Source organism: Prochlorococcus sp. MIT 1323 (genome assembly GCF_047304905.1).
Lineage (GTDB): Bacteria > Cyanobacteriota > Cyanobacteriia > PCC-6307 > Cyanobiaceae > Prochlorococcus > Prochlorococcus marinus_D.
This window is the reverse complement of the sequence record NZ_CP138973.1, coordinates 1,055,073-1,073,273: the sequence shown is the minus strand read 5'-3', so window position 1 is coordinate 1,073,273 and position 18,201 is coordinate 1,055,073. Positions and strand designations below refer to the sequence as shown.

Here is an 18,201-nt window from a genome sequence, read left to right as displayed (position 1 = left end):
GCTATGACTGGGATGTGGAGGATAGAAAAGTTAGATGAAGTTGGAATAGTATGTTTATACTGGTCCAATCATCAGGACAAAGGTGTTGTCTCTGCCCTGTAATGATTCTAGCTCTATTGGATGCTTTGAGCCTCACCCGATGCACAAGACACAGATGCGACATGCGCACGAGCATAGATTAGAGCAGTAAGTAGTTTTAAAGGCAGAGAAACACCAGTAATCCCCACTATCAATCCGTATCAGAAAGAAGCCAGAAGAATGAGAAGTTCAGCCAAATCAATCGACAACAAATAATGGAAGACTTTTGGTCGGCGATAATCTCATATTAGTTATCGACAAATGATCAATTAAATTGATTTAGAGGGAGTGAATATCAGCTATCTAATTAATATTAGATAATTCCTGTAGTGAATTGATCTACGCTGCTACTTGTAGCGCCCACTGTAGTTACAATTGCTTCCAGCGTTCCATTGGAGTAAATTCCTACTCCTGAATAGCTGTGTGGATGAAATTGACCTGCCTTCGGATGCGAGACATTGTCAACGTAAGTAAGGGTTGAATCCTCAACACCATAAATATATAGTTGGTCGTTTTTATCTATTTCTGCTATTATATCAGCATTTACTCCACTCCATGATTTCCCCTGCCAGTTGTTTTTAACACTATCTGCAGAAATATAGATTGTATCTCTAGCATTGTCAGCTCCACATTTGATCATATTATATCCTATACCTCCCCTGATCAAATCAGATCCAGTATTACCATCTATAAAATCATGCCCACTGCCACCAAAAATAACGTCATCACCTCCACCTGCATGTATATAATCACTTCCAATCATCCCATAAATAATATCATTACCTTTGCTACCCGTTATCACATCGTTACCGTCATACCCAGCCAGTCTATTTCCTAAACCATCAGAAAGTGGTTCTACTTCTGAGGCATTGATCGTATCATTCCCTGCGTAAATAGCTTTATGAATCGAATATGAACTTGGCTGCCATGAGCACAGACTGTGATACCATTCTCTACCATTAATCCATACATCACTCAATGATGAATAGGGAATGCCACCATTTTTGTTTGTAATTATTTTAAAATAGGTCGAATTCTGTACTTGTTGAGGATTTGCCGCTATATTTCCAAAAAAACCTATATCCAATTGGACGTCAACATTGTCTCCAGTCAAGCCGCTATACCAGGATTCCCAAGGGTTGACATTACGCCATGCCCCTACACTATCAAGGTTAGTGTTGACAGAAACATCGTTAGATAGTGCGCCATAATGTCGCTGAGAATGTTGTTCCACGCCTATTAATGTCTTTCCATAATAACCAGAATCGTCCCAAAGGTTCCCGCCTCCGGGCGCAAATATGCCTAAATTAGCCATCTTTATTTTATGTATGAAATTATATTTTATATAGTTTTAGGCTGTAGAACTGGACTGACACAAAAGCATACGTCTCATTTGTACCCAGACGTTAGGTTCATATAGAGAAGCATGATAATAGGTAGCCATGGGATAGGCTTTTAGAATATTCATAGCTATGAAGCAGCGAAAATCCACCTTTTTATCAATTTCACCTAGGCAAATATTTATCGCTACAGACATTCAAAGCTTTTGCTCTCTTACTTATTGAGCATTGAATTGGATAGTCAAGCTCTAACCTTATAATCCCAGTGATAGTCTAGTTTCTAGGACAGACTTCTCGCATACTTGCCATGGTGAAAGATCTTCAAGGCAATCGAGATCGTTTTGTTGACCAAGTAAGCAAGGCCTTACTCCTGCATCCGCTGCTTTCTGCAGTGTGACTTGCTTCACTTGATTGCTACCCCAAGGAATGCCGCAGAAGGGCCAGCGTGTCACGGGCTTTACCAAGCGCCCTGAGAGTCCAAGTAACCAATAGCCCCCATCAGTAGCGGGTCCAAGTACGAACTCATGCTCTTGCAAAGCTTCTAGGGCCTGAAGGAGATCTCGATCACAGAGATTTGGCAGGTCCGTGCCGATCAGCAATGTGGTGCGGCCCATTGTGATTTGTGGATGGTGTCGTTGCTGCACTCGCAAAACCTGTCGGCGCATCCGTTCACCCAGGCTTCCCTTGCCTTGAGGCTCCACTGTGCTCACACCTTGATCGTGTGCCCAGCGCTTGGCTGCCTTGGGAGCGAGGCCAGTGATCGCGAATTGCAGCTCGACCAGGCCTCTATTGGCCAGATGATTGGCCACGCTCAGAGTGTGTTTGGTAAGCCTGGCCTGGATTGATGCTGCACGCACTATTCCAAGAGTGTCGGCCAGTCTTCGTTTGCATCTGCCTGCTGCCGGCCAGCGGGCCATCACCACCAGTGCAGGTTTTGCCATTTCAATTCACCCCTGCCGGGGTAGCTCTGCTGGTTTCACGATTAATTCGATCGTCTTGTTGTTTCGCTCAAGGGTGAGCGGCATGGACTTGCCAACCTCCCCACGATCAACGGCAAGTTGTACTTGTGAAGGGTCGCGGACGACCTCACCATTGACTTCACGAATTAAGTCGCATTGGCGCACGCCGGCTTTGTCTGCAGGGCTGCGAGACATCACTTCAACAACGAGAACAGCATTAACTTCAGGTACTTGGCATGCCCCTCCTGTTGCGTTGATTTCTTTGGCTAGCTGGGGGGTAAGGCTCTGCAGCCTTACCCCGATATAGGGATGAGAAGCTTGCCCTCTCCCCACGATTTGTTGGGCAATTCGTTTGGCCAGGTTGATCGGTACTGCAAAACTCAGCCCGCCTCCCGGCGCAACTTTGATGGCAGTATTGATTCCGATCACCTGTCCTGAGGCATTGATGAGTGGTCCTCCGCTATTGCCAGGGTTTACGGCGGCGTCCGTTTGGATGTAAGGAACTCGTTGCCCCCCCCCTAAGGCGTTGGTGCGGTCGACGGAGCTGATGATGCCTGCAGTAACGGTGTTGTTGAGTCCAAGAGGATTGCCGATCGCGATTGCCCATTGCCCAGGCTTGATGTTGTTGGAATTGCCGAGTGGGGCTACGGGAAGTTTCTTCGCTACGACTTTGACCACGGCTACATCTGTAAGGGGATCACCACCAAGCACTTTGCCGCTGTAACTGCGTCCATCTGGAAGGGTTACTGATACCTGTTCTGCCCCATCAACCACATGAGCATTGGTGAAGATCAGCCCGTCAGAGCGTGTGATGAAACCTGACCCTTGGCCGGCTTGCCGTTGGATGGGAGGTCCGCCGCCGAAAAAGTTGCCAAGGGGGTTTGCGATCCGTTTCACCGTGTCGATGCGCACCACTGCCGGACCAACTTGTTCCACCGCAATCACGATCACATTGGTGCCAGGCTGCAGAGGCGCTGACTTGGGTGGATCACTGACGACAGGGGTGTTGTCTGGACTTGTCTTAGAACCAATGCCGATGCGTTGACGTAACCCTTCGTTGCAGCCACTTAGGTTGATGCTGATGAGGATTAAGCCAAGCCATCTGAGCGGATGCAGCCTGTGGGCAGATAGGGCAAGGGGCATGACAAACGCAGGTGCCAGGGAACGAGAACATCAGGGTCTTATTAAAGACGGCTTGCTCGATAGAAGTTGCGTAGATTCAGCCATCGCAGAGGAAAGGATGTGGTGCTAACGGGCAATGAGCTGTGGTCCAAGGTGCAGCAGGCCCTTCAGCACAATCTCAGCAAACCTACGTTTGAGACATGGATTCGTCCTGCCATTTGTAGTGGTTTTCGGGACGGGGAGTTGACTCTGATTGCTCCAAATAGCTTTGCAAGTAACTGGCTTCGCAAGAATTACGTTCAGACAATCGAGGCGGCTGCGGCCAAGATTTACGGCCAGTCAGTGAGGGTGTCCGTTCAGGCTCAGGAGGAAGACTCTGCTGAGAGGGTGTTGCCACCAATGACATCGGCTCCGATCCCTTCACCTTTGCCTACTGCAGAAACAACCACTGCCTCTGTAGCCCCTTCTAGTGGCCCTCGGCGGATTCTTCCAGGCCTGAACCTGCGCTATGTCTTCAATCGGTTCGTCGTGGGGCCGAACAGTCGCATGGCTCATGCTGCTGCGCTAGCCGTTGCAGAAGCTCCTGGGCGAGAGTTCAATCCTTTATTCATTTGCGGCGGTGTTGGCCTGGGCAAGACTCATCTGATGCAGGCTATTGGTCACTACAGGCTTGAGATCAATCCTGAAGCAAAGGTGGCTTATGTTTCTACTGAGACCTTCACGAATGACTTAATTCAAGCTATTCGGAAGGATGGTATGCAAGCTTTCCGAGATCGATATCGGGCCACTGATTTGATTTTGGTTGACGATATTCAGTTTATTGAAGGCAAGGAATACACCCAGGAAGAGTTCTTTCATACCTTTAATGCTCTCCATGAAGCAGGTAGGCAGATTGTGATCGCTAGTGATAGACCTCCAAGTCAGATTCCAAAGCTTCAAGAACGCCTAATCTCTCGATTCTCCATGGGCTTGATCGCTGATATTCAGTCGCCTGACCTTGAGACTCGCATGGCAATTTTGCAGAAGAAGGCGGAACAGGAACGCATGATGCTGCCTCGCGATTTAATTCAGTACATCGCTGGGCGCTTCACCTCCAATATCCGTGAACTTGAGGGGGCTTTGACCAGGGCAGTTGCCTTTGCTTCGATCACGGGGCTGCCGATGACAGTTGAATCGGTAGCGCCAATGCTTGACCCTAATGGTCAAGGTGTGGACGTTACCCCACAACAAGTGATTGATAAGGTCTCTGAGGTTTTTGACGTGACTCCTCAAGACATGCGTAGCAGCAGTCGAAGGCGGGCCGTTAGCCATGCTCGGCAGGTGGGCATGTACCTGATGCGTCAGGGCACGGATTTGAGCTTGCCTCGCATCGGTGAGACTTTTGGGGGAAAGGACCACACCACAGTGATGTATGCCATCGAGCAAGTGGAGAAAAGGTTGTCCAGTGATCCTCAGTTGGCTAGTCAGGTTCGGCGTGTGAGAGATCTGCTGCAGATCGATTCACGCCGTGGGCGATAGGTTTCAACAATTTGATTATTTGACAAGATTAGATGAGGTGTATGAGATTTTGTTTGCATCAACATCAGCCTTGCAATGCCTTTCCCTCAAAGCGTTCCAGATGTCACCTTCAAGACTCGCGTGCGCGATGAATCTGTGCCCGGGTCTAATCCATTCCGCTGGCAAGACCTGACTAGTGCTGAAATCTTTAAGGGGCGCAAGGTGGTGGTGTTAGCCCTACCAGGAGCTTTTACACCTACGTGCTCATCCAATCATTTGCCACGTTATGAGGAGTTGCATGCAGAACTTGTTGCCCAAGGTGTTGATCAGATTGTCTGTCTTTCAGTGAATGATGCATTTGTAATGTTCCAGTGGAGCAAACATTTGGGCACTAAGAATATCTTTATGCTCCCTGATGGAAATGGAGAGTTCACTCGTAAAATGGGTATGCTTGTTGAGAAATCCAACCTAGGCTTTGGTTTGCGTTCCTGGCGCTATTCGATGCTAGTGAATGATTGTAATATTGAAAAAATGTTTGTCGAGCCAGGCTTTAGTGATAATGCTGATGGTGACCCGTTTGAGGTCTCTGATGCCGATACGATGCTCGCTTACATGAAGGGTGTGCAACCAGCTGGTGTTAGTTCCCCGCGCCGTGAGTTTGAGGGCTAAACCCCTCACTTTTCTCTTGCCTGTTTATTACATATAAAATTGATCATCTGTTTTCCTACTCCCCTCTATAGCTTACGTAACAAGTAGCAATCCTCTTCTAGTACTGAGTCTTTATCGCCAAGCTCTTTGATTTCGTCAAGTTGCTTTGAGAGGCTGATGTAATTTGCTTGGTCGATCAATTTGTAGCCTAAGAGATTCTCGTGGAATGTTTCGCTGAGTGTATTGGGGGAAAGTTTCCTATCCCGTAGTCTTTCTCGCTGAATTTCCTTGGTCTTTGAAACATTGCCTTAGAAGTTTCGCTTGGTTTGAATGCATTCAGTGCGAGAAGGCTTCCGGCTATTTGTGTTTGCTGTAGATGTTTAAAAAGTGAATTAACTGAGTCTTGCGAAAGTCAGTATAAAAGCCCTTCCATGAGGATAAATGATTGGCGTGATCCTATCCATTGGCGTAATGAGTCGAATAGTTTTTTGTTTTCGCTGCTGTTGTTGAGGTCTGTTGTACAGAGGAATAGAATGTCTCTTTCTGGGAGCTGCCGAGATGATTGAAGCTTCTATATTCTTTGCTGCTTTGACTTGATCAGGTTGGGCTTGTCTACTTCGCAGGATGCTATGGGAGTGTTGATTAGATAGGGGTAATTGGTGAACCCGGCGCCAATATTGATAAACACTCCATTTGTTGCTTGAATGTGGAACTCTCGAAGCCTTTCTAGGAAAAATCGATGTCTGAGGCAGTGGGCAATATCTTCGGATTCACCTACCTCCTTAAGGTATCGATTCGCAAGCTTCTCAGCTGGTTTGGTGACCCATAAATGTGCAAAGTTGTCGAGGCTAATGTTGGTATATTTTGCCCTAAAGCAATTCACCACATGCGCTGAGGCGCCTACTTCAGGAAGCACGTTCTTTTATTTGTTGCAATCACTTTAGCGAGCTGTTGATCTTTCATGGCATCAGAGTCATCAAGAGATGCTTGAGGAAGGAGAAGCTATGGACAGCGCAGCTTGCTGATTAGCAGGCTCAAAAGTAGAGCGGCTGCTCGATGCCCTTGTAAAAGTGTTTGCCAAGGATTCAATCCGACAAGAGGTGGCTTAAGCAGGCTTGAGGGGCTGCCTCCTACAACGTCGCCATACCAGCAAGCTTGGAGGCCTAGACATGGCAGGAGTCGATGTAGGCAATGCCGATGTCACAACTAGAGAGAATTGCTTTCAAAGTGGCCACCAAGCCAGGCTGTCTCTAGGGAAAAAACCATAAGTAGGAATGGGCTTGCATCAGAAATAATGAGTAGAGCAGGCATTAATTGCTGCTTGCTGACTATTAGTCGCTGCATTTATTTCTCCCGGTAGAAAGTCATCAGTGCTAACCCCCCGTTGCTTCCTGCAAAAGCTGTAAGGCAAATGCTGTTTAAAAAGGATTGATAGGTCTGCGATAGATCACCAGAAAGGATCATCGGCGAACTCCACCTTGAGTTGGCATGACTTCGTTCTGGGAACGATGGCGATGCAGGCTCTCACCACTTCTCCATTCACTTCAATCTCACAAGCACCACAGCTCCCTTGTAAGCAACCTGTGGGAATGATGATTCCTGCGTCTCGAGCAACCTGGAGCCAATCAATCCCTGGTTCTGTAAGGGATCTTGTGCCATTGGGCCATTGAATCTCAATCTTAGAGATTGTCATGTTCCCAGCAGTGGGTTGATGTTGACATGTTCTTCGAAAACATTTGCGAGACGATTGAGTAGTTGTTCTCTTTGTTGCTCATGGTTGGATATATCGGTCGGCAAGTCTGCTAAACCCTTTTGCTTCCGTATCAGATTGAGCCACAGCCTTCGCCAGCGACCATTCTCGAAAATCCCGTGCAGGTAAGTTCCCGCGACTTGGCCGCAGCTCTCCTTTTTACTGACCCAACCCATTGAGGGATCGTCAGCCATAGGGAGGACAGACTCATGGCTCCCTTGAATGAGTTGGCTATTGCCATGGTGTAATTCAAACCCCTTCACCTTGGCATTGTCTGGCCACTGGGTAATCCTTTGGCATTGTCTTAGAGCCTTGCTGCGTTTAAAAACGGTATCTACAGGCAGCAGATTGAGTCCTGCCATGCTGCTTGATGGTTCTGTTGTTGTGACGCCTTCCAGACCTAGTGGATCTGCCAGAGTTCGCCCAAGCATTTGCATGCCGCCACAGATGCCAAACACATGCCCACCGCTTTGGGCGTAGGTTTGCAACTGACGTCCTAAACCACTGCGGTTTAGCGAATTTAGATCGCGCAGTGTCTGCTTGCTGCCGGGAATGATGACAGCATCTGGTATCCCGAGGAATGTGCCGGGTTCAACCCATCGCAGCTGAACTGTGGGTTCTGCTTCTAATGGATCGAGATCGGAAAAATTACTTAGGGATGGCAATTTCAAGACAGCGATTTCGATCTCGGCATCATTTTTTTTGCCTCTTCTCTCCAGTAGATCAAGGGAGTCTTCGGGCGGGAAGAGCTCTTCCAGCCATGGCATTACACCGATGACGGGAATTCCGGTTTCGGCTTCTAGCCAATCGCGCCCTTCATCAAAAAGTTCGCGTCGGCCACGGAAACGATTGATGAGTAGCCCGCGTATCAACTGCTTTTCTACCGGCTTCAGTAAAGACAGGGTTCCCATGATCTGGGCAAAAACACCACCGCGTTCGATATCGGCAACGAGCAAACAGCGGGCACGCAGGAACTGAGCCAATCGCAGGTTGGTGAGGTCTCGCCGTTGCAGGTTGACTTCCACTGGGCTGCCTGCACCTTCCAAGACAAGCCGGCCATGGGTATAAGAGCATTGAAGGTTTTTTAGCGCCTCACGGATGACGCTCCATCCAGGACGGAACCATTGCTCGTAGTAGGTCTCGGCACGCGCCGTGCCAACGCTTTGACCCAGATGGATGACTTCACTGGTGCTGTCTCCCTGGGGTTTGAGCAGCACAGGGTTCATGGCGCATTGGGGCTTGAGTCCTGCCGCCCAAGCTTGCAGGGCTTGTGAATAGGCCATCTCTCCGCCGCTCTCATCAACCCAGGCGTTGTTGCTCATGTTTTGCCCTTTGAAGGGTATGGGAGTTTCGCCTCGACGAAGCAGCAGCCTGCAGAGAGCGGCAGACATTAATGATTTACCAGCGCCACTGGATGTGCCTAACACCATCAGGGGGGTCGACATCCCATCGGTGCTCATTGTCTGGGCCAAAGTCGACGCAGATTGTGTTGCAGTCGTTCGAAAATCCCAGCTCGTTGTGTTGGTAACCCTGGTGACTGTTCAAGTAGCTGGCGGCCCAAGGGGGTGAGACGGATTTTCGCTGTCAACCCCTGCCCATCGACTTCACGGCGCAACACACCAACGGTAATCAACCAGCGAAAATCGGCTTCAACAGCATCAGCACGCTGAAACCAGCTGCATCCAGGCAAGCAGTATTGCCGGGCTTGCTGCCAAACGCTCTCAGCATTGAGCCCTGTTGCTTGGGCATCGGTATAAAACCTGGTGTCAAACCGTAGACAACGCATGGCTTGGGCAGCACGTTTTTTGCTGCGCATGTCAAGCAATTCCATCTCGCTTGTCATGGCAACGGAGGCAAGGTCGACCATTAATGGCAGCCTAAGAACTTGTTCTCGCTGCTGTAATTGTGTTGATGCTTGCCTCGGCTTCTCCAGCCCGCCGTCGACTGCTTCAACAGGCCGCGATTCCCCATCAAGTGATGGTGAGTGGGGTTGATGAAGAGACTATCCACCATCTTGATCCAGTGCGGCTTGTCCAGCATTTAGCGGAGGCGAAGGCTGGGGTGGTGCATGAACAAATTAAGGCGGCTTTGCCGGTGCTTGGCTGCGATTCAGTGTTGGAGTTTGATGGCACAGTGTTTGGCAAGCCAGCCACGGCGCTGGAAGCCAGTAGCCGTTGGCAGCGAATGGCTGGGGCGTGGGGGCTTTTGCATACCGGTCACTGTTTGCTCAGTGTTAATGGTGAGCGCCTCAGCGAAACAGTAACGACACGTGTGCTGTTTGCTGCCTTGAGTGATTCTGAGATCGAGGCTTATGTGGCTACTGGTGAACCATTGTTATGCGCGGGTGGCTTTGCTCTTGAGGGTCAGGGTGGCTTGATGGTGGAGCGCCTTGAGGGTTGTTTTAGCAATGTGATTGGCTTGAGTTTGCCCCTGTTGCGGCGATGGTTGCTAGTTATTAATGAATAAGTTGGATTAACTGATAGTGAGTTATTGAAAGCTTGGCGTTGATTTTTCAATTGTTAAGGTTGATCATTGCTGTGGTTTTTTGAGGCAAGTTGTTGTTCTTCAGGTTCTATTGAGCATGTGATTGTTGCGCTGTGTTTTTTTTATGTGCTTTGGCTTCATGAAAAAAAACCCTCGCCGCAATGGCGAGGGTTGAAGGTTTTCCCGATTAACAAGATCGATGCTTGATGTTGAGAATCAGTCCAGATCAGGCATTGACAAGGCTGGTTCGGTCTTACGATCGATGCCTTTTTCAAACCCTGCTGCAACAGCCCTGGCGCGACCAGCGTGGAACCAGTGCCCCACGATGGTGAACCAAGCTAGGAAGAACGCATGACCAGCTAACCACTGGCGAAGGTTCACGAAGTTAACCGAGTTGGGCTCGGTGATGATGCCACCTACTGAATTGATGGAGGCGTTGGGGGCGTGGGTCATGTATTCAGCAGCACGGCGAACTTGCCATGGCTGAACATCGTTCTGAAGCTTGTCAAGGCTCAGGCCGTTAGGTCCACGCAGTGGTTCTAACCAAGGACCACGGAAGTCCCAGAAGCGCATCGTTTCTCCACCAAAGATGATTTCACCAGTAGGAGAACGCATCAGGTACTTACCAAGGCCTGTTGGCCCCATGGCAGTACCAATATTTGCTCCAAGGCGTTGGTCACGAACGAGGAAGGTGAAGCTCTGGGCTTGAGAGGCTTCGGCGTTCGATGGACCGTAGAACTCTGATGGATAGGCGGTGACGTTGAACCATATGTAGGCCGTGGCAATGAAACCACAACAGCTCAGACCAGCAAGGGCGTAGCTGAGGTAGGCCTCTCCGTTCCAGATGAAGGCTCTACGAACCCATCCCCATGGCTTGGTGGCAATGTGGAAATGGCCGCCAACGAATAGAAGAGCAGCAACGTAAATGTGGCCGCCAATGAGGTCTTCCATTGAGTTGACACCAGTGATCCAACCGGTACCTCCCCAGGGAGAACTGAACACGTATCCAAAGATCACGCCTGGATCAAGTGTGGGGCTGGTGATTAATCTCACGTCGCCACCACCTGGAGCCCAGGTGTCATAGATGCCGCCAAAGAAGCAGGCCTTGAGGATCAGAGCAAGAGCTCCCCAGCCTAGAAAAATCAGGTTGTAACCAAGAATGTTGGTCATCTGATTTTTGTCTTTCCAATCAAGCCTGAAAAATGGAGAGCTGTAATCCTGAAGTTTTTCAGGGCCGGCCAAGGAGTGATAGACCCCACCCAAGCCGAACACAGCAGAGATGATTAAGTGCATCACCCCGCAATGGAAGAACGGGTAGATGTCTACGATTTCGCCACCTGTACCAACGCCATAACCAAGCGCTGCCACATGTGGCATCAAGATCAGGCCTTGCTCGAAAATTGGCTTGTCGAAGGTGAAGTGACTGACTTCGAACAGGAGCATGGCTCCTGCCCAGAAAGTCATCAGACCTGCATGGGCAACGTGGGCGCCAAGTAGGCGTCCAGAAAGGTTGATGAACCGGGCATTACCTGCCCACCATGCGTAACCGGTGGATTCAAGGCTGTATCCCCCGGCATTCTGCAGTATGGAAGATTTAAAGGGCGTTTCCACGTGGCATTACCTCTTCAGGGAATACAAAGTTTTCGTGAGGTTGGTCCGCAACGGACATCCAGGCTCGGATACCTTCGTTAAGAAGAACGTTCTTGGTGTAGAAGGTCTCGAATTCGGGGTCTTCAGCTGCGCGGACTTCCTGCGACACGAAGTCGTAGGCACGCAGGTTGACTGCTAAGCCAACGATGCCAACCGAAGGCGTCCACATGCCCATGACAGGCACGAACAGCATGAAGAAGTGCAGCCAGCGTTTGTTGGAGAAGGCGATTCCGAAAATCTGGCTCCAGAAACGGTTGGCGGTGACCATTGAATAGGTCTCTTCTTCCTGGGTGGGATCAAACCCTTTAAAGGTGTTTGACATAGCTCCATCCTCGAACAAGGTGTTCTGCACCGTTGCGCCATGGATGCCACAGAGCAAGGCACCACCGAGGATTCCTGCTACTCCCATCATGTGGAAGGGATTCAGAGTCCAGTTATGGAAGCCCTGGAGGAAGAGAATGAAGCGGAAGATTGCTGCAACCCCAAACGAGGGAGCAAAGAACCAGCTGTGTTGTCCTAGGGGGTAAATGAGGAAACACGCCAGGAAGACAACGACTGGGCCTGAGAAGGCAAGTGCGTTGTAGGGGCGGATGCCAACCAAACGGGCAATCTCGAACTGTCTCAGCATGAAGCCGATCAGAGAGAAGGACCCGTGAAGGGCTACGAAGGTCCAGAGGCCACCAAGCTGACACCAGCGCACGAAATCACCCTGAGCTTCAGGGCCCCATAGCAGCAGCAAGCTATGACCCATCGCATCTGCGGGGGTGCTTACAGCGGCGCTAAGGAAATTGCAGCCTTCCAGATAGGAACTTGCAATGCCGTGGGTGTACCAGGAGGTAACGAAGGTGGTGCCGGTAAACCAGCCTCCTAGGGCCAAGTAGGCCGTAGGGAATAAGAGAAGGCCAGACCAGCCAACAAAAACGAAGCGGTCGCGCTTGAGCCAATCATCGAGGACGTCAAACCATCCCCGCTGAGGCGCGCGTCCTACAGCGATCGTCATGGGAAAAAAAACGGTGCGGTTCTGCCGCAAGCTGTGGGATACCCGAAGACTTTAACAATCCCCAAGGGGCCTTTGGGAGAGAGTTGCCTTGAGCTGAAACCCCTTGTAGTGGTGTTGCTCCTTTGGCTTGCTTCAAATCTGCCCGTTGTGGGCTGTAGCAGTCCAGAATGGAGATTCATATTGGGTAGTCATGTCAGCTGATCTCCAGGAAACCCCTAAGGCCGGAGATGCTTCTCTGGAGCGGCTTGAGCAATCGGTTCTCGGTTTTCGACGGCTCTCCAATCAGCTCTTGGCCGTCATCGTCACAATCGGCGGCCTTGGCTTCACACTGACTTGTCTGTCTAGTTATTTGGGGCGAGATCTTCTTCCCATAGGCAGTCCTTCGACTCTCCTATTCGTGCCTCAGGGCTTGGTGATGGGTCTCTATGGCATAGCAGGTTTGCTGCTTGCGAGTTACCTCTGGGCAATGATCAACATCAATTTGGGTGCAGGTAGCAACAACTTTGACAAGTCTTCCGGGATGGTGAAAATTTGCCGTCGCGGATATTTCAAGCTGATCAGCGCGGAGTTCCCCCTCAAGGATGTCAAAGCCGTCAAGGTTGAGGTACGTGATGGTTTCAATCCCCTTCGCCGCTTGTCCTTGCGGGTTCAAGGTCGGCGAGACATCACTCTTACCCGCGTCGGTCAGCCTCTCCCCCTCGCACAGTTAGAACAGGATGGTGCTGAGCTAGCGCGTTTTCTTGACGTGAATCTTGAAGGGCTCTGAATTGTGTTGCTCTCATCCCTTGCGCGTTTGATTCGGGGTCAAAACAGCTGGGGAATTTTGCTTTGTGTGCCTTTATTGGTTGGCTGCAGCAAGTCCACTACGGCATCGATCAAGGCGGTTTGTTCCTCGCTGACTAGCCCCTGCTTGCAAGGCAAAGCCAATGTGCTGATGAGTACGAATCGAGGCGCAATCACCCTTGAGGTGGATGGTGATGCTGCTCCTGTTACCGCAGGTAATTTCGTCGATCTTGTTAAACGTGGTGTCTATAACGGCACCGTTTTTCATCGGGTCGTGAAAGAGCCCGTTTCCTTTGTTATTCAGGGCGGTGATCCTGCTTCAAAGGATCCTAAAACGCTCAAGACCAATTACGGGAAGGGTAGTTTCATCGATCCCGCCAGTGCTCAGGCCCGCTTCATTCCTTTTGAAGTGAAGTTGAAAACAGATGATCAGCCTCGCTATGGAAAGTTGATCACCAATCCCAGAGAGTTGCTGCAATTGCAATTGACTCATAAGAAAGGGGCTCTGGCTATGGCTCGTTCTCCGGCGCCGGATTCAGCCAGTGCTCAGTTTTACATTGCTTTGCGCCCTTTGCCCGAACTTGATGGCCGTTATGCCGTTTTTGGCAGGGTGATCAAGGGGTTGGAGGTGGTGGATTCGATTCAGCAGGGTGATCGTATTTTTAAAGCCAGCCTGGTAATGGCGAAATAAAAAGCCCTAAGACATTGCCAATCACTTAGGCCGGTATTCGGCTTCCGCTCGGAGAGACCTTTAAGAGTTCGGTGTTTACCCCTGAGGCCCTTACCAGAGCGACCTTGCCGGTGCGGGCGATTTCGATGATCCCGTAAGGGGTCAGCAAGCTTTCGAGCGCCACCAGCTTGCCTGGGTCACCCACCACCTCAAGGGTAAGCGCGCCATCGGCCACATCAACCACTTTCGCTCGGAAGACCTGAACGAGATCGAAAATGGAGCTGCGCTGGTGAGCGGGTGCGGAAACTTTGAGCAGCATCAGTTCTCGTTCGACTGCAGGTTGCCTGGTTAGATCAAGCACCTGCAAGACGTTGACGAGTTTGTCGAGCTGTTTGCTCATCTGTTGAAGGGCATGATCGTCTCCCTCTACAACCATCGTCAGTCGAGATTGTCCAGGCGTTTCGGCTGGGCCCACCGCAAGGCTGTCGATGTTGAAACCACGGCGTGCAAAAAGTCCTGCGATCCGGCTTAGAGCTCCGGATTGGTCTTCGACTAGCACTGAAAGGGTGTGCTTCATGCCCTTTGTTGATCATTCCCTAAATTAAGGTTCAGCCAGCTGAACACGGCTTGATCAAAAGCCTGGGTGGATTCGTCATGGGGGCAATGGCCAGTTTCATCAAGTACTGAAAGCGTGATCCATGGGTATTGATGCTGCAGTCGATGGCCAATTTTTAATGGCACAAAACGGTCCTCTCGTCCCCAGAGAAGCAATATGGGGGGGCGATCGGGCCTGCTAGCAAGGCGTTTTAGCAAGTGAGGAGCTGTGCAGCCAACTGGCCGAAGTGTCATGCCAACGCACATCGCTCGTAGGGCGCGAGCTGCCGAGGGTCGCCTTGCAGGTTGGGCGATCAGGTGAAGTAGCTCATGGTCTAACTGGATGGAGTGGTGGTAGCCCATTTGAAGAGCTGCTTTAAGGAGTGGCGTTCGTGCGATGAGAGGAACAATCAGTTCCAGAGGCAAGAGGCGGAAGATGATTGCGATCAACTTGTTCTTCAACCGGCGCCACCAGCGGGTGGGGCGGAAGCCCAATGGTTCAACCAATGCAGGATCCGGTAATGGAGCTGCTACCACAGCTCCAACAAGGTCTGGGCGGAATGCGGCTGTGGTGAGAGCCGTTAGTGCTCCTAGAGAATTGCCTATTAGTACTGCTTGTTGAGAGGGGCTGGCCTGGACAATTTGCTCAAGAAAGGCTGCTAATTGTTTGCCCCACTGTCGATTGTCGAGGCGTCGAAATTGCTTCAGTCCTGGCTGGGCTGAAGCTCCAAAACCGATCAGATCAAGGCTGTAGACCCGGAATCCTGCCGCTTTTAGGGGTGCAGCATTGTGTCGCCAATGAGCGCTGCTGGCACCGAATCCGTGGATGAGCACGAGTGGCCGTGCATCCTCTGCTCCCAGTACACGCCAGTGACAACGTAGGCCTTGCCAATACCAATCATGGGATTCGCCCCAGTCAGCACCTGTCTCTTGAATGGCCCGCTCGGCAGTCTGGAAGTCAGTTGCAAACAAAGCGGCTTGAACCAACCCACCACCCACTATCGCGAAGGCTCAGTCGTTTTGGAGCCAGGAGGTGGTTTCTTCCGCCCAGAGTCTCGTCCTTCCCGTGATCTTTCGGTTTTATTGGCTGCTTTTCAGCAGCAGAGGAGAGAGAAGTTTTCGCCTGCTTTGCGCTGGTTGGACCTTATGGCTGGTTGCGGTATTCGTGCTTTGCGCTGGGGGTTGGAGGCTGTTAAGCCCTCATTGTTGGCGTCAGGAGTAGAGCAGCTGCCAGAGCTGTGGGTGAATGATGCCGATCTTGAGCGCGCTTCTCTTTTGGAGAGGAATCTGGCCCCTCTGCGCCAAGAGCAAATCTCGCTAAAGCTTTTTCATCAGCCCGCTGAAGTCCTGCTGAGCCGTGCCTACCTCGATCAGCGTCGTTTTGATCTGATTGATCTCGATTGTTTTGGTTGTCCGAATGCGTTTCTGCAACCTGTGTTGCAGGTTCTCGCTTCTGAGGGGTTGTTGCTGCTTGCAAGCAGTGATGGTCGCTCTCCCACAGGTCATGACCGGCCAGGGGCAATTCGCAGTTTGGCTGCTGCGGCTCGGGTGCACCCAGCCAGCTGGGAGATCGCTTTGAGGCTGCAGCTTGGGGTTCTTGCACGACATGCCTGGCTGCTAGGGCGTGGCTTGGAGCCTCTGATCAGCTTTAGTGAAGGTCGTACTTTTCGTGTTGCGGTAAGGATCAAGCGTCGACTTGCTGCTGGTGAGGAGAGCCAGCTTGGGCTTTTAGCTCGCTGTGAGGCTTGTGGTGCTCAGCTTGCTCAACCACTGCTCTCCCTAAAGGGATGGTCAGGGTGTATGTGTTCTCAAGGAGGTGGCCGCTGGGCGGTGAGCGGTCCCCTTTGGTTGGGCCCCCTTCAGTCGCCAGTTGTGTTGGCCGATTTGTTGGTGTTAGCAGAACAGTCGATCGTTCCGATCGCATCCGCCACACTTCGGCTGTTGCATCGCTTGCAGTCTGATATCGGCTTGCCGGTCTATTGCTGGTCCACAGCTGAACTGGCCAAGCGTCTGGTTTTGTCTGGCCCGCCGTCTGTTTTGGCATTGGTCAGGGCTTTGCGTTTTGCTGGCCATGAGGCTTGCGGCAGTGCCGTGATGGCAGGACAACTGCGAACCGATGCGACAGTGACCGAGCTTTTGCGGATTTGCCACGAGATGTGTCAGGAAGGGCGTTAAATGGTGTGCGTGATTCACATGCCCATTCATGGCTTCGGAGATTTTCGGGATTGCTGCCGTCTTCTGGGTATTGATCCCAGTTGGTCTTGCAGGTGGTGCTCTCTTGTTGAAGCTTCAGGGGGACTGAAGTTCGCAGACTGGAGTCGCTCGATATAGGCTCCTTGCTTGTATTGAAGGGCCCTATGCAGGTTCTGGTGGTTGGTGGAACTGGCACCCTTGGGCGGCAGATAGCTCGTCGTGCCATTGATGCTGGCCATCAGGTCCGCTGCATGGTCCGTAAACCTCGTAAAGGGGCTTTCCTGCAGGAGTGGGGTTGCGAGCTCACCTGCGGTGATCTGCTTGATCCGGAGACTATTGATTACGCTCTTGATGGCATCGATGCTGTCATTGATGCGGCCACGAGCCGTCCCGATGATTCTGCGAGTGTCTACACAACCGATTGGGATGGAAAGCTCAATCTGCTGAGGGCTTGTGAGAAAGCAGGAGTGAAGCGCTACGTCTTTCTTTCTTTGTTGGCAGCTGAGAAGCATCCCAACGTGCCACTGATGGACATCAAATTCTGCACCGAGAGGCTGTTGGCAGATTCGTCATTCGATTACACGATTTTGCAGGGTGTGGCCTTTATGCAGGGGTTGATCGGTCAAATCGCCATACCTGTTCTTGAAAACCAGACGGTTTGGGTGAGTGAAACGCCTACAGCAGTTGCATACATGAATACCCAAGACGTCGCACGTTTTGCTGTGGCTGCTTTGGAGCGTCCTGAAACGATCCGCCGCAGCTTTCCTGTCGTGGGTCCGAAGGCTTGGACCTCCGAAGAAATTGTGCAATTTTGCGAAAAGTCCAGCAGTAAAACAGCCAAGGTGATTCGTGTGTCACCTTTTCTGATCGGATTGAGCCAGAGAGTGGTCTCATTCTTTGAACAGTCAGTGAATATGGCTGAAAGGCTTGCTTTTGCAGAGGTCACTGGAGGGGGAATTGCTTTGGATGCACCGATGGATGACACCTATTCCTGCTTTGGCTTGGATCCTTCGGAAACCACCCCTCTTGAAAGTTATATCTCCGAGTACTACGACACGATCCTCAAGCGTCTGCGTGAGATGGAGGCAGATCTCGACGAGGAAAGCAGGAAAAAGCTGCCTTTTTAAGGAATCCTCCATCCGACACTGGCGCGAGGATGGTTTATTTGTACTATTCGCGTATCTGTTTTCCTCCTGCTTGCATGTCTGTTGTTCAAGTTAAAAACCTGCAGCGCCGACTAGACAATTTGTCTTGTGAGGCTACTCAGGAGCTCGATCGGGCTTGTGGGCATGAGCTTTGGCGCAACCTTGGATTCGATGCCTTTGACGGCCTCGAGGATGCTGAGCGCCGGGCTAGGGCCAATTACTACTACGGCCAGTTGCAGACAGTGAATGAGCTGTTGGAGGCCTTGGGCTAATGCCTTGGGTCATCCA

20 protein-coding genes are annotated in these 18,201 nt (G+C 51.0%); 10 read left to right on the top strand and 10 right to left on the bottom strand.

Going from position 1 to position 18,201, the window contains the following annotated elements:
- Positions 1-391 precede the first annotated feature (391 nt).
- The 3 genes from SIB68_RS05255 to SIB68_RS05245 form a co-directional block, all read right to left on the bottom strand.
- A complete protein-coding gene (locus SIB68_RS05255) occupies positions 392-1,393 on the bottom strand; it encodes a calcium-binding protein (RefSeq protein ID WP_063400214.1) in 1,002 nt (333 codons plus the stop codon).
- 279 nt (positions 1,394-1,672) lie between these two features.
- Positions 1,673-2,359, bottom strand: coding sequence for a TIGR04282 family arsenosugar biosynthesis glycosyltransferase (locus SIB68_RS05250; RefSeq protein ID WP_063400215.1), 687 nt, complete (start codon positions 2,357-2,359; stop codon positions 1,673-1,675).
- Positions 2,360-2,365: 6 nt separating this feature from the next.
- Positions 2,366-3,520 (bottom strand): trypsin-like peptidase domain-containing protein, encoded by a 1,155-nt coding sequence (locus SIB68_RS05245; protein WP_063400216.1) that lies wholly within the window; start codon positions 3,518-3,520, stop codon positions 2,366-2,368.
- 99 nt (positions 3,521-3,619) lie between these two features.
- Here SIB68_RS05245 and dnaA point away from each other — a divergent pair, with 99 nt between their 5' ends.
- The 3 genes from dnaA to SIB68_RS05230 all read left to right on the top strand — a co-directional run bounded on the left by dnaA (position 3,620) and on the right by SIB68_RS05230 (position 6,912).
- Entirely contained in the window at positions 3,620-5,017 is a 1,398-nt protein-coding gene (dnaA, locus tag SIB68_RS05240; protein ID WP_063400322.1) for a chromosomal replication initiator protein DnaA, read from the top strand.
- A 75-nt stretch (positions 5,018-5,092) separates the two neighbouring features.
- A complete protein-coding gene (locus tag SIB68_RS05235) occupies positions 5,093-5,665 on the top strand; it encodes a peroxiredoxin (RefSeq protein WP_063396115.1) in 573 nt (190 codons plus the stop codon).
- A 1,094-nt stretch (positions 5,666-6,759) separates the two neighbouring features.
- Positions 6,760-6,912, top strand: a complete 153-nt coding sequence (locus SIB68_RS05230) for a hypothetical protein (protein ID WP_155724933.1) — start codon at positions 6,760-6,762, stop codon at positions 6,910-6,912.
- Between the two features lie 179 nt (positions 6,913-7,091).
- On the opposite strand, the gene SIB68_RS05225 is transcribed toward SIB68_RS05230, so the two are convergent.
- From SIB68_RS05225 to SIB68_RS05215, 3 genes are read right to left on the bottom strand one after another with little or no spacing between them, the layout of a single operon-like run.
- Positions 7,092-7,337, bottom strand: a complete 246-nt coding sequence (locus SIB68_RS05225; protein ID WP_063400217.1) for a 2Fe-2S iron-sulfur cluster binding domain-containing protein — start codon at positions 7,335-7,337, stop codon at positions 7,092-7,094.
- Entirely contained in the window at positions 7,334-8,839 is a 1,506-nt protein-coding gene (locus tag SIB68_RS05220) for a cobyric acid synthase (protein ID WP_063400323.1), read from the bottom strand. The genes SIB68_RS05225 and SIB68_RS05220 overlap by 4 nt, the downstream gene beginning before the upstream one ends.
- Before the next feature lie 11 nt (positions 8,840-8,850).
- A complete protein-coding gene (locus tag SIB68_RS05215; RefSeq protein WP_081215497.1) occupies positions 8,851-9,261 on the bottom strand; it encodes an Npun_F0494 family protein in 411 nt (136 codons plus the stop codon).
- A 38-nt stretch (positions 9,262-9,299) separates the two neighbouring features.
- Between SIB68_RS05215 and SIB68_RS05210 the strand changes: the two genes are divergently transcribed.
- Positions 9,300-9,860 (top strand): nucleoside triphosphate pyrophosphatase, encoded by a 561-nt coding sequence (locus SIB68_RS05210; protein WP_063400218.1) that lies wholly within the window; start codon positions 9,300-9,302, stop codon positions 9,858-9,860.
- A gap of 234 nt (positions 9,861-10,094) precedes the next feature.
- Here SIB68_RS05210 and psbC read toward each other — a convergent pair whose 3' ends face one another.
- Positions 10,095-11,489: a photosystem II reaction center protein CP43 gene (psbC, locus tag SIB68_RS05205; RefSeq protein WP_063396110.1), complete on the bottom strand. Its 1,395-nt coding sequence runs from the start codon at positions 11,487-11,489 to the stop codon at positions 10,095-10,097.
- A complete protein-coding gene (gene psbD / locus SIB68_RS05200; protein WP_011130550.1) occupies positions 11,473-12,528 on the bottom strand; it encodes a photosystem II D2 protein (photosystem q(a) protein) in 1,056 nt (351 codons plus the stop codon). Before psbD ends, psbC begins: the two co-directional genes overlap by 17 nt.
- A gap of 190 nt (positions 12,529-12,718) precedes the next feature.
- On the opposite strand from psbD, the gene SIB68_RS05195 reads away from it, so the two are divergent.
- Both SIB68_RS05195 and SIB68_RS05190 read left to right on the top strand, forming a co-directional pair.
- Positions 12,719-13,294 (top strand): photosystem I assembly protein Ycf4, encoded by a 576-nt coding sequence (locus SIB68_RS05195; protein WP_063400219.1) that lies wholly within the window; start codon positions 12,719-12,721, stop codon positions 13,292-13,294.
- Positions 13,295-13,297: 3 nt separating this feature from the next.
- Positions 13,298-14,002 carry a peptidylprolyl isomerase gene (locus SIB68_RS05190; protein WP_063400220.1) on the top strand — a complete coding sequence of 235 codons (705 nt, stop codon included), beginning with the start codon at positions 13,298-13,300 and terminating at the stop codon, positions 14,000-14,002.
- 25 nt (positions 14,003-14,027) lie between these two features.
- On the opposite strand, the gene ilvN is transcribed toward SIB68_RS05190, so the two are convergent.
- Both ilvN and SIB68_RS05180 read right to left on the bottom strand, forming a co-directional pair.
- Positions 14,028-14,558, bottom strand: coding sequence for an acetolactate synthase small subunit (gene ilvN / locus SIB68_RS05185; protein ID WP_063400221.1), 531 nt, complete (start codon positions 14,556-14,558; stop codon positions 14,028-14,030).
- Positions 14,555-15,562 carry an alpha/beta fold hydrolase gene (locus tag SIB68_RS05180; RefSeq protein ID WP_081215503.1) on the bottom strand — a complete coding sequence of 336 codons (1,008 nt, stop codon included), beginning with the start codon at positions 15,560-15,562 and terminating at the stop codon, positions 14,555-14,557. The genes ilvN and SIB68_RS05180 overlap by 4 nt, the downstream gene beginning before the upstream one ends.
- Between SIB68_RS05180 and SIB68_RS05175 the strand changes: the two genes are divergently transcribed.
- The 4 genes from SIB68_RS05175 (at position 15,476) to SIB68_RS05160 (ending at position 18,185) form a co-directional block, all read left to right on the top strand.
- Positions 15,476-16,750: a N2,N2-dimethylguanosine tRNA methyltransferase gene (locus SIB68_RS05175; RefSeq protein WP_063400222.1), complete on the top strand. Its 1,275-nt coding sequence runs from the start codon at positions 15,476-15,478 to the stop codon at positions 16,748-16,750. The two genes, SIB68_RS05180 and SIB68_RS05175, sit on opposite strands and share 87 nt — an antisense overlap.
- Positions 16,751-16,778: 28 nt before the next feature.
- The gene (petM, locus tag SIB68_RS05170; RefSeq protein ID WP_011130544.1) at positions 16,779-16,877 is read left to right on the top strand and encodes a cytochrome b6-f complex subunit PetM; all 99 of its coding nucleotides are present in this window, start codon (positions 16,779-16,781) and stop codon (positions 16,875-16,877) included.
- Positions 16,878-16,932: 55 nt separating this feature from the next.
- Positions 16,933-17,895, top strand: coding sequence for an NmrA family NAD(P)-binding protein (locus tag SIB68_RS05165; RefSeq protein ID WP_063400223.1), 963 nt, complete (start codon positions 16,933-16,935; stop codon positions 17,893-17,895).
- 74 nt (positions 17,896-17,969) lie between these two features.
- Positions 17,970-18,185, top strand: a complete 216-nt coding sequence (locus tag SIB68_RS05160; RefSeq protein WP_063400325.1) for a hypothetical protein — start codon at positions 17,970-17,972, stop codon at positions 18,183-18,185.
- Positions 18,186-18,201: the final 16 nt, after the last annotated feature.

Excerpts from the sequence above, each read along its gene's own strand:
- SIB68_RS05255 (WP_063400214.1), bottom strand. The coding sequence starts at position 1,393 with ATGGCTAATTTAGGCATATTTGCGCCCGGAGGCGGGAACCTTTGGGAC.
- SIB68_RS05250 (WP_063400215.1), bottom strand. The coding sequence starts at position 2,359 with ATGGCAAAACCTGCACTGGTGGTGATGGCCCGCTGGCCGGCAGCAGGC.
- SIB68_RS05245 (WP_063400216.1), bottom strand. The coding sequence starts at position 3,520 with ATGCCCCTTGCCCTATCTGCCCACAGGCTGCATCCGCTCAGATGGCTT.
- SIB68_RS05235 (WP_063396115.1), top strand. The coding sequence starts at position 5,093 with ATGCCTTTCCCTCAAAGCGTTCCAGATGTCACCTTCAAGACTCGCGTG.
- SIB68_RS05225 (WP_063400217.1), bottom strand. The coding sequence starts at position 7,337 with ATGACAATCTCTAAGATTGAGATTCAATGGCCCAATGGCACAAGATCC.
- SIB68_RS05220 (WP_063400323.1), bottom strand. The coding sequence starts at position 8,839 with ATGTCGACCCCCCTGATGGTGTTAGGCACATCCAGTGGCGCTGGTAAA.
- SIB68_RS05215 (WP_081215497.1), bottom strand. The coding sequence starts at position 9,261 with ATGGTCGACCTTGCCTCCGTTGCCATGACAAGCGAGATGGAATTGCTT.
- psbD (WP_011130550.1), bottom strand. The coding sequence starts at position 12,528 with ATGACGATCGCTGTAGGACGCGCGCCTCAGCGGGGATGGTTTGACGTC.
- SIB68_RS05195 (WP_063400219.1), top strand. The coding sequence starts at position 12,719 with ATGTCAGCTGATCTCCAGGAAACCCCTAAGGCCGGAGATGCTTCTCTG.
- ilvN (WP_063400221.1), bottom strand. The coding sequence starts at position 14,558 with ATGAAGCACACCCTTTCAGTGCTAGTCGAAGACCAATCCGGAGCTCTA.
- SIB68_RS05175 (WP_063400222.1), top strand. The coding sequence starts at position 15,476 with ATGGGATTCGCCCCAGTCAGCACCTGTCTCTTGAATGGCCCGCTCGGC.
- petM (WP_011130544.1), top strand. The coding sequence starts at position 16,779 with ATGGCTTCGGAGATTTTCGGGATTGCTGCCGTCTTCTGGGTATTGATC.
- SIB68_RS05165 (WP_063400223.1), top strand. The coding sequence starts at position 16,933 with ATGCAGGTTCTGGTGGTTGGTGGAACTGGCACCCTTGGGCGGCAGATA.
- SIB68_RS05160 (WP_063400325.1), top strand. The coding sequence starts at position 17,970 with ATGTCTGTTGTTCAAGTTAAAAACCTGCAGCGCCGACTAGACAATTTG.